General features: G+C 70.0%; 6 protein-coding genes and 1 pseudogene. 1 reads left to right on the top strand and 6 read right to left on the bottom strand.

Going from position 1 to position 10,832, the window contains the following annotated elements:
• Positions 1–172 precede the first annotated feature (172 nt).
• Complete coding sequence (locus ACFTQE_RS10990) at positions 173–4,927, top strand: DUF4082 domain-containing protein (RefSeq protein WP_376925098.1); 4,755 nt, start codon at positions 173–175, stop codon at positions 4,925–4,927.
• 23 nt (positions 4,928–4,950) lie between these two features.
• Here the strand turns inward: ACFTQE_RS10990 and ACFTQE_RS10995 are convergent, their stop codons facing one another.
• The 6 genes and pseudogenes from ACFTQE_RS10995 to pip form a co-directional block, all read right to left on the bottom strand.
• Complete coding sequence (locus ACFTQE_RS10995; protein WP_376925099.1) at positions 4,951–5,955, bottom strand: TolB family protein; 1,005 nt, start codon at positions 5,953–5,955, stop codon at positions 4,951–4,953.
• Positions 5,952–7,316 (bottom strand): MFS transporter, encoded by a 1,365-nt coding sequence (locus ACFTQE_RS11000; protein WP_376925100.1) that lies wholly within the window; start codon positions 7,314–7,316, stop codon positions 5,952–5,954. The genes ACFTQE_RS10995 and ACFTQE_RS11000 overlap by 4 nt, the downstream gene beginning before the upstream one ends.
• A gap of 2 nt (positions 7,317–7,318) precedes the next feature.
• The gene (locus tag ACFTQE_RS11005; RefSeq protein ID WP_376925101.1) at positions 7,319–7,966 is read right to left on the bottom strand and encodes a hypothetical protein; all 648 of its coding nucleotides are present in this window, start codon (positions 7,964–7,966) and stop codon (positions 7,319–7,321) included.
• 205 nt (positions 7,967–8,171) lie between these two features.
• Complete coding sequence (locus ACFTQE_RS11010) at positions 8,172–8,429, bottom strand: hypothetical protein (protein WP_376925102.1); 258 nt, start codon at positions 8,427–8,429, stop codon at positions 8,172–8,174.
• A gap of 99 nt (positions 8,430–8,528) precedes the next feature.
• Entirely contained in the window at positions 8,529–9,407 is an 879-nt protein-coding gene (locus tag ACFTQE_RS11015) for a neutral zinc metallopeptidase (RefSeq protein WP_376925103.1), read from the bottom strand.
• Between the two features lie 303 nt (positions 9,408–9,710).
• Positions 9,711–10,661: pseudogene (gene pip, locus ACFTQE_RS11020) on the bottom strand (prolyl aminopeptidase); the annotation flags it as partial.
• Between the last annotated feature and the right edge of the window lie 171 nt (positions 10,662–10,832).

Genomic DNA, 10,832 nt, shown 5'->3' on the forward strand with positions numbered 1-10,832 from the left:
TGCCTCTGAAACACCGGTCAGTGCCACTGCAACGCCGGGCCATGCCTCCGAAGAGCCGGGCCGTGACCTCTGAAGTGGGGGGCGCGTCGCACAGCGATCTGCGGTAGGTGTGTAACCGAGGGCCGCTGCCCGCGTGGGCGACCCGAGCCACCAAGGGTGAGGATACCCAACCGTGAATGCAGTCCACGATCGAGTCGAGACTGGTGCGAACCCGGGTTCGCAGACCGCTCGGCGCCGCCTTCTCGGCCTCGCGGCCGTCGTCGCACTGACCGCCGCGCTCGGCATCACGACCTCCGCGACGAGCGCCGATGCGGCCGCCTGCGCCAACCCGATCGCCTGCGAGAACGCGCTCCCCGGCACCGACCCCTCCGTCTGGCAGATCGACGGTGCCGGCGATGACTCGATCCAGGGATTCGCCACCGACATCAGCGTGAACGTCGGCAGCACCGTCGACTTCAAGATCGACACGAACGCGCGTGCCTACACGATCGACATCTACCGCACCGGCTGGTACCAGGGCCTCGGTGCGCGCAAGATCACCAGCGTCGCACCGAAGGTGACACTCCCCCAGAGCCAGCCCCAGTGCATCACGGATGTCAGCACCGAACTCTACGACTGCGGCAACTGGCGCGTCTCCGCCTCATGGGCGGTACCGTCGACCGCCGTGTCGGGCGTGTACGTTGCGCTGCTCACCCGTGCCGACACGGGCGGTCAGAGCCACATCACGTTCATCGTGCGCGATTCCGCGAGCACCGCCGCCGTCATGTTCCAGACCTCCGACCCGACGTGGCACGCGTACAACCTGTACGGCGGATCGGACTTCTACGCGGGCGCGGCGAACGGTCGGGCCTACAAGCTGAGCTACAACCGTCCGTTCTCGACGCGGGACGGCGTGACGTCCCGCGACTTCTACTTCTCGGCCGAGTTCGCAATGGTCCGCTTCCTCGAACGGAACGGATACGACGTCACCTACGCGAGCGGGGTCGACACCGCGCGCAACGGGGCGGCGTTGCTGAAGCACGAGGTGTTCCTCTCCGTCGGGCACGACGAGTACTGGTCGGGCGCGCAGCGGGCGAACATCCAGGCGGCGCGTGACGCGGGCGTCGACATCCAGTTTCTCGGCGGCAACGTCGGGTACTGGCGCACCCGGTACGAGCCCTCGGCCGATGCCTCGGCCTCGCCCTATCGCACGCTCGTGAGCTACAAGGAGACGTGGTCAAACGGGAAGGTCGACCCCTCGCCCGAGTGGACCGGAACCTGGCGCGACCCCCGGTTCGCGACGACGGCGAACGGCGGGAACCTTCCGGAGAACCAGCTCCTCGGCACGATGTACATGTCGAACCACTCCGATCTGCCCGTCACCGTGTCCGCCCAGGAGGGGAAGACACGCCTCTGGCGCAATACCGTGCTCGCGACCAAACCGGCGGGGAGCACGACGCAACTGGCCGCCCATACCGTGGGCTACGAGTCCGACGAGGACATCGACAACGGTCGGCGGCCACCGGGCCTGATCCGTCTCTCGACGACGACCGGCGCTGTTCCGGAGTACCTCCAGGACTTCGGCAATCGCGTCGCGCCCGGTGTCACCGAACACCACGTGACCCTGTACCGCGCGAAGAGCGGGGCGCTGGTCTTCTCCTCGGGAAGCATCCAGTGGACCTGGGGACTCGACCAGGGGCACGACGGAGACGGCGCCGCCGCCGACCCCAGGATGCAGCAGGCCGAGGTCAACCTGCTCGCGGACATGGGCGCGTTCCCGGCGACGCTGCAGTCGGGGCTCGTGGCTGCGACGCGGAGCACGGACACGGTCGCCCCGACCCTGACGATCAGCTCGCCGGCAACAGGGACCCAGGTCGCGAACGGGTCGATGGTCACCCTCACCGGCACGGCGAGCGACACTGGCGGCGTGGTCGCCGGTGTCGAGGTCTCGACCGACGGCGGCGCGTCGTGGCACCCCGCCACCGGGCTCACGAACTGGAGCTATTCGTTCGCGCTGCACGGCATGGGGGAGGTCTCCGTGCTCGCCCGTGCCATCGACGACAGCGCCAACTTCCCCGCCGCCGGCACCGAGGTGAAGCTGCGGGTCACCGGCCCCTACTCCGCGTTCGGCGCCGAGACGCCCGTCGTGCCCGATGCAGGTGACGGATCACCGGTCGAACTCGGGCTGCGGTTCACCCCCATGGTCGGCGGGTTCGTCCAGGGCGTCCGGTTCTACAAGAGCAGGGCGAACACCGGCACCCACACCGGTACGTTGTGGGCCCCCAACGGGACGCAGTTGGCGACCGGGACGTTCACGGGTGAGAGCGCGGAGGGGTGGCAGGTGCTCCGCTTCGCCACACCGGTCGAAGTGAGCGCCGGAACGACCTATACCGCGTCCTACTGGGCTCCGAACGGCCACTACGCCGCGGTGCCGCACGCGTTCACCGCGAGCGGTCTCGAGCGGGATCCGTTCCTGCTGGCCGGCGGACTCGGCAGTCAGCCGGCAGGGGTGTTCGGCATCCAGGGCTGGATGCCCGCAGAGTCCTGGGACGCCTCGAACTACTACGTCGACGTCCTCTTCGACACGAACGACACCTCCCCGGTCACCGCCGTCTCGCGCTGGCCGCTGCCCGGTTCGTCCAGTGTCGCCACGAACACGACGATCTCGGCCACGCTGTCGAAGCCGGTGACCAGTTACGAGGTCCGCGTCGTCGACGAGCTGGGGTCGGTCGTGGCAGGTGCGACCGTCTACGACGCGGCGACCCGGACGCTCACCTTCACCCCGACCAACCGGCTCGCCGGTTTCGTGACCTACACCGTGCAGGTGACCGCCACCACCGCGACCGGGCTCCCGCTCGGAGCAGGGGCGACCTGGACCTTCCGCACGGCGAAGCCCGACCCCGTGCCCGGCGCCTGCCCGTGCGGCCTCTTCACCGACTCGACGGTCCCTGGCGTCCTCGACAATCCGGAGCAGGTGAGCCTCGTGCTCGGCACCGCGTTCAAGACGGCCGTCAACGGCAAGGTGACCGGAGTGTCGTTCTACAAGGGAGCGGGCAACACCGGAACGCACACCGGGGGCCTGTGGACGGCATCGGGCACGCTGCTGGCGACCGGGACGTTCACCGCGGAGACGACGAGCGGTTGGCAGACGCTGACGTTCGCCACCCCCGTCGCCGTCACCGCGGGCACGGAGTACATCGCGGCGTACCGCGCTCCGGCCGGCCACTACTCGGCCACGATCGGCGCGCTGGCGTCGCCGCTCAGCGTGGGCCCGCTCTCGACGACCGCCGGGGCCGGGGCCTACAGCTACGGCGGCGACTTCCCCTCGAGCCGCAGCACGTCGAGCTACCTCGTCGACGTGGTCTTCGATCCGGCCCCCACGGCGCTGGCCGTCGTCTCGACGACTCCCGCCGAGAATGCGACGGATGTCACGGTCGGTTCCACGATCTCGGTCGCGTTCAACGCGAAGATCGCCGACGGCTCCTCGCTCACCGCCAGTGCGGCGGGCACGTCGATCACCGGAACGACCACGTTGTCCGCCGACCGGAAGCTCCTCACCTTCGACCCGGCCACGGACTTCGCTCCGGGTGCCACCGTCACCGTCTCGCTCAAGAACGTGACCGCATTCGACGGCCCCGGTTCGCTCGCCGATCGGACCTGGAGCTTCCAGGTCACGGCGCCGGTCCCCCCTGACGTGTTCCGCCTCTTCAGCGATCGGACGCCCGAGGTCCCCGCGGCGAACGACCCGTCGTCCGTCGAACTCGGGGTCGCGTTCACGTCGACGACGAACGGCGAGGTCACCGGCATCCGCTTCTACAAGGGCGCGGGCAACACCGGGACGCACACGGGATCGCTGTGGGACGCGGCGACCGGGCAACGCCTCGCGACCGTGACGTTCGCGGCGGAATCGCCGAGCGGATGGCAGCAGGCCTCGTTCGCGACGCCGGTGGCGATCCAGCCCGGACGCGAGTACGTCGCGTCGTACCTGGCACCGAACGGGAACTACGCGTACACGTCGAACGACTTCGCCGTCGCCCAGGTGAAGGGCCCGCTCACCGCGGTCGCCGAGCTCAACGGCCGGTACCGGTACGGGGCCGGTGGGGAGATCCCTGCCTTCAGCTGGAATCGCTCGAACTACTTCGTCGACGTCGTGTTCCGCGATCTGCCCGATCCCCCGAAGCCGGCCGTGCTCGTGAGTTCCGTGCCGGCGAGCGGTGCCGCCCTCGTCGATCCCCTGACCGCTGTCCGTGCGGTGCTCGGCGGCGACCTGCTGGGCGGTACGCCGCAGATCGCGCTGAGCGGACCCGGCGGCGCCGTCCCCGGCGTCTCCGCGTGGGACGCCGGAGCATCCACGGTGCGATTCACACCCACGAGCCCGCTGCCGGCGTCGACCAAGTTCACGGCGACGGTGACGGTCGCCGGCGGGACCGGCAATGGCAGTGTCGGCGGCGGCACCTGGTCGTTCACGACGGCCTCTGCCGTGACCGGCCCCGTGTTCTTCGCCGGTCAGACGCCGTCGAACACCTCGTGGGACGACGCCACCACCGTGCAGCTCGGCGTGCGGTTCACCACCACCGCCCCGGTGCGGGTGTCGGCCATCCGGTTCTACAAGGCACCGGGCGATGCCGCCACCCATCAGGTCTTCCTCTGGGGCGCCAACACCGTGACCCCGCTCGCGACCGCGACCAGCACGGCGGAGACCGCCTCGGGCTGGCAGACCGTCCAGTTGCCCACCTCGGTCGTGCTCGAGGCGGGGGTGGAGTACCGCGCGACGTACCTCACCACCCGTGGTCGCTATGCAGCGGATCTCAACGGCCTCGCCGCATCCGTCGTGCGCGGCTCGCTGGCGACGCTTCCGAACGGCGGGGTCTACACCTACGCCGGTACGAGCTACCCGGGCCAGATCACGGCCCACAACCTCTGGGCGGACATCGTCGTCGGCGGCTGAGGTCCGACACCGCGGGCCGCAGGCTATCGGACGACCGAGGGCGACCAGGCGTGCTCGATGAGCAGCTCGGGCTCCCCGCCGCCGTCGGCGGCGATCGCCCAGACATCGCTGTCTCCGGCGGCCCGTTGGAGCCCGTAGACGATCGTCTCGTCGTCGAGCCACTCCACCTGATCGTCGACGTTGCGCGACTCGGGCAGGACGACCTCCTCGCCCGTCGCGAGGTCGAGCACGGCGATCGTCCAGGTCTTCGCCGGTGCCTCGCCGACGGGCTTCTTGAACGCGATGCGCTCGCCGTCCGGGGAGAGCGAGGGGCACTCGACCGCATCGTGGACGGCGACGAGGGTCCGATCCCCGAGGTCGCCCTGGACGAGCCAGTTGCGGCCGCCCGACGCCGCCGTGGCGAAGAAGCGGTCCGTTCCGGGCTCGAACGTCACGCCCCAGAAGTTCAGGTCGGCGGCGGTCACGGGCTGGTCGTTGACGGTGAAGAAGAACTCCTCGAGGTTGCCGTACTCCGTGCCGTCGGCGCCGACGACGACGGTGGCGGTCGAGAAGCCGAGCGTCGCGTAGCCGTGTCCCGTGACGAACGCCGTCGACGCCCAATAGCTCGAGTCGTCCGCGATCCTCGTACGGCTCGGGATGCCGGGGAGCGGGCTGCTCCACTGCTCCTCGAATCGCGCATCGAGCACCTGCCACTCGAAGGTCGTGACGATCCCGCGCTCCGTGCGCAGGCAGGACACGAGCTCGGCGCTCGCGTCGACACGGTCGCACGTGAGCTCCGCGACGGAGCGGGGGCCGCCCGGCGCGCCGATCGGCACGGACGCGACATGTCCGTACTCGGATCCGGGATCCGTCGATCGGAAGACGATCTGGCCCGGCTCGACCCTGGTGAGTGGCGGGCCGGTGTATTCGCCCGAGGCCGATGCGACGGCCTGGAACCGGAGGAACGCCGAGACCGCGTACACCAGCGAGCCGCCGAGCAGGATGATCGCCGCCGCGACGACGAGCGTCCATTTCAGTTTCGGCGTCATTCGACGGTCTCCGCGCGGCCTTCGTCTCGAGACCTCCCCTTCGCCCCCAGGAGCAACCAGGCCGCCAGCGGGATGATGACCGCGAGGATGACGGCCACGACCACGACCGCCTCCGCCCGTCCGATCGCGAACCAGAGCAGGCCGAAGCCGACGGAGGCGATGAGTCGCGTGACCGCGACCACCGTCTGCGCCGCGGCGATCCCGCTCGCGCGTGCGGCGACGGGGGTGCATCGACTCGCGAGCGCGGCGAGGATTCCGTCGGTCGCCGCATAGAAGGCCCCCAGCAGCACGAGGCACGAGATCGTGATGAGCGCACCGTTGACGGGGACGGCGGCGAGGACGTAGGTGCCGAGGAGGGCGACGTGCCCGATGACGAAGATCCGTGCGCTGCCGAAGCGGTCGGCCAATCGACCGAACGGGACGGCGAGGGCGAGGAAGGCGATGTTGGTGCCGACGTAGAACAGCGGGAACCACTCCGCGGCGAACGCGCCGCGACTCTGCAGGACGAGGTAGACGAACCCGTCGCCGATCGTGACCGTTCCGAACAACGCCGCGACGACGAGCAGCCGAGTGAGCCGGGGGTCTCTCAGGTGCTTCCATCGGAACGGTGCCGGCGGGGTGCCGCCGGCGGCTCCTTCGGCACGCGGCCGCTTGTTCGGCACGAGGATTCCGAGGACGATCACGCCGAGCACTGCGAACGCGAGCGACACGACGAAGACGGTCGTGTACCCGTCGGGGATGAACAGGAGGATGACGAACGCGAGGAGGGGCCCGACGGCGGCTCCGACCGTGTCGAGCATTCGGTGCACGCCGAACGAGCGGCCGAGGTTGGAGGGCTCCGACGATGCGGTGATGAGCGCGTCGCGCGGTGCCGTCCGTGCGCCCTTGCCCAGCCGGTCGACGACCACGACCGCGGTCAGCGCAGCGAATCCGGTGGCGAAGAGGAGTCCGACTCGCGCGATCGCCGAGATGCCGTATCCGAACATGGCGACCCATTTGGGCTGATCACCGCGATCGGCCGCGTACCCGGCCGCGATGCGCACGACGGCGCTCACCCCCTGGTAGAGGCCGTCGATGAACCCGTAGGCGACCGTCGAGAGGCCGATGACGCCGGTGATGTAGAGCGGGAGGATCGCCGCGGTCGCCTCCGACGAGATGTCGGTGAACATGCTGACGATGCCGAGGGCGATGACGACCGAGGAGACGCGCGCCGACGCGACCCGCACGGTCTTCGCGCTGGCGCCCGGCGTGCCGGCCGGTGCGTCGGCCGGTGCGTCGGCGCCGTCGGACGCGACGGGCGCCTCGGCCTCATCGACGGGTTGCTGCTTCGCCTTGCGCAGATCCGAGAATGAGAGGTACACGGCTATCCCTGCGCGGTCAGCGTCGCGAACACCGTGTAGTCCGTGCCCGCCGAGCCGCCGGTCACCGTCACGACGAGGGAATCGCCGCCATACCCGAAGCTGAGCGCCCGGGAGCCGCCCACGGCCGGCACCATCGTCGAGGTGAGTCCGAGCGACCCGAAGTGCTCCGCGTAGAAGTCGAGCACGGTCTGCGCTCCCGCATCCGTTCGCGCTGCGAGCGTCGCCTGCATGTGCTCTCCCGCCGAGCTCACAGAGCTCGAGACGATCTCGGATGCCCCGTACACGGCGATGCCCGTCGGAAAGCCGTCGACGAGGGCGCCCGACGCCGCGGCGTCGGGTGGCAGCGGACTCGAGACGAATGGCGCGGGAAGGACGGGATCGGGCAGTCCCGACTCCGGTTCGACGGGCGGAAGCACCTCACTCGCCTTCCCGTCGTCGCCGGACGACGTCGGCGGCTCGGTCGCCTTCGCGGTGGAGTCAGCGCCGTCGGAGCCGGCCGCCGTGCCCGCGTCAGCCCCGGCGGTTGCGGCCGGCCCGGGGTCGGGGTTCCCGGCGTCGGCGGCGAGCCGATCGAGGGTGACGGCGATCGCGAGGATGACGACCGTCGAGGCGCCGACCGCGATGAGGATGCGCCGAGTCGTCCACGCCATGTCCCCCTCCTCGGTTCAGCGTCTCGTCCGAGTGTTCGACGAGGCCCCTGGAGCGTGTGCGACTTCGCGTTGCTGTTCCGCCTCGGTGCTGTGCGCAGGGAGTGCACTCCACGGACGTGACCACGTTACGACCGCGACGTCGCGCGCGCTTCCCCCAATTCCGGGGGCGACGGCCTCGTCGCGCCGACCGGCGTCCGACGGCGGTTCACCACGCCGGCCGAGCCGGCGATCGTCGCGGCGCTCGGAGGCTGAGCGCCGGTCCTCCCGGCTCCGGCGTCGCGGTCTTCCCGAGCCTCGCGCCGAGGCGGGTGCCGTCGTTCCGAGGCGCACCGCCCATCGGTTCCGCGTACCAGTGGTCGACGCCGCGGCTGCAGGTGCACGAGAGTGCAACGGTCTCGTCGATCGTCACCGCACGGAAGAACTCGCGGTGGGGGGTGGGGGTCTCGCGTCGTCGTCGTGCCATGCTCGTCGCTCCGTCCTGCGCACGTCACGGTGCGCTTACTGGAGAGACGGCGATCCCGCCGGATCATGACGCGGGTCGCGCGAATCGCTTCGCGCGCCGTCAGAGGTCCGCGGGGCTGACGGTGAACGTGTCGCAGGCTTCGGCCCCCTGCGTGAAGCCGGCCTCGAACCAGTTCTTCCGCTGATCGCTCGTGCCGTGCGTGAAGGAGTGCGGGTTCACCTGTCCCTGCGTCGCCTGCTGGATGTGGTCGTCACCGACCGACGCAGCGGCGTCGAGAGCGTCCTGTCGCTGCGCCTCGGTGATCTCCTGCAGGAACGGCACGCCCGCGTCGTCGGGCACCGTCGATGCGTTCGCCACCCAGGCGCCGGCGAAGCAGTCGGCCTGCAGCTCGACCCGCACCGCGTTCGACGAAGGCCCGGTCTGCCCGTCCTGCGAGCGCTCGAGCACTCCCGCGAGGTTCTGCACGTGGTGGCCCCACTCATGTGCAATGACGTACATCTCGGCGAGCGTGCCGCCGTTCGCGCCGAACCGGCTGCGCAGCTCGTCGTAGAAGGTCACGTCGATGTAGATCGTCTGGTCGGGCGGGCAGTAGAACGGACCGGTCGCCGACGACGCACTGCCGCACGCGGTCGTCGTCGCCTGGTCGAAGAGCACGAAGTCCTGCGGGGCGTTGTAGTTCACCCCGAGCGCCGGCGCCTCCTCGGCCCAGTACGTCTCGAGCGACGCCGACGCGCCCTTCATGCGGCATTCGACGTTCTCGTTGGCATCCTGACCGGTGAGGCACTGCTCGAGCGTCGAGTCGCTCGCCTCGGGCTGCGCGTCGCCGCCGACGATCGTGGTCAGGTCGACACCGAGGAACTGCGAGATCAGGAAGATCGCGAGCGCGCCGATGCCGCCGCCGGCGAGAGCGATGCCGGTGTTGCGGCCGCGCTTGGAGGCCTTGCCCTTGCTGATGTCGGCGTCGGGATTGAACGTCATGATCAGACGCTACCGGGTGCCGGGGCCGTCGTCGCGGTCGCTGCGCCGGTCGTCTTCTTCATCCTCGTCGTCATCGTCATCGTCATCGTCGTCGTCTTCGTCGTCCTCATCGTCGGCGTCGTCATCGTCGTCGTCATCGTCGGCGTCGTCATCGTCGTCGTCATCGTCGTCACTAACGTCATCGTCGGCGTCGGCGTCGTCATCTTCGGCGTCGGCGTCGGCGTCGGCGTCTTCAGCGTCGTCGTCGTCGAGCCCATCGCGGAGCTCGTACACCACGGCATCTCCGCCGTACCCGTCCCCACCGGCGAAGCGATCGGTCGCCGTGATGAGCGCGTCGAGGATCCCGGGTTCGTCGAACGCGTGACCGGCGTCGTCGATGATCGTGAGCTCGGCCTCGGGCCACGCCCGGTGCAGGTCCCACGCCGTCATCATGGGCGTGCACACGTCGTAGCGGCCCTGGATGATGACGGCGGGGATGTCCCGGAGCCGCGAGGCATCCCGGATCAACTGCCCTTCCTCCCACCAGCCGCCGTGCCGGAAGTAGTGGTTCTCGATGCGCGCGAACGCCGTGGCGTACTCGGGCGCCGTGTAGCGCGCGACGTTCGCGGCCTGCGGCAGCAGCGTGATCGTCGAGGACTCCCACCGCGCCCACGCGATCGCGGCGGGCTCGTGCACCTCGGGGTTCGGGTCGGAGAGCAGCCGCCCGTACGCCTCGACGAGGTGCGCGCGCTCGAGCACGGGGATCGGGGCGACGAAGTCGGCCCACAGGTCGGGGAAGATCGCGGAGGCGCCGCCCTCGTAGAACCAGTCGAGCTCCTGGCGGCGCAGCGTGAAGATGCCGCGCAGCACGAGCTCGGTGACGCGCTCGGGGTGGGTCTGCGCGTACGCGAGCGCGAGCGCGCTCCCCCACGACCCGCCGAACACCTGCCAGGTGTCGACGCTGAGATGCCCGCGAAGGCGCTCCATGTCGGCGATGAGGTGCCACGTCGTGTTCGCGGCGAGACTCGCCTCGGGCTCGCTCGCGTGCGGAATCGAGAGTCCGCAGCCGCGCTGGTCGAAGAGCACGATGCGGTACCGCTCGGGGTCGAACAGGCGGCGGTGATCCGGCGTGGTCCCCGCACCCGGTCCCCCGTGCAGGAACACGACCGGCTTCCCCTGCCGATTGCCCGACACCTCCCAATAGATGTGCTGGCCGTCCCCCACGTCGAGCATGCCGGTCTCCAGCGGCTCGATCTCCGGATACATCTCTCTCATGGCGCCACGGTATCGACCACCGGATGCCGCGGCCGGATGCCGCGCCGAAACCGCATGGCGGCTCGCAACATGCCGACCACCGGATGCCGCGGCCGGATGCCGCGCCGAAACCGCATGGCGGCTCGCAACATGCCGACCACCGGATGCCGCGGCCGGATGCCGCGCCGAAAC

It is taken from the genome of Agromyces sp. NPDC056965, assembly GCF_042673425.1.
Taxonomy (GTDB): domain Bacteria; phylum Actinomycetota; class Actinomycetes; order Actinomycetales; family Microbacteriaceae; genus Agromyces.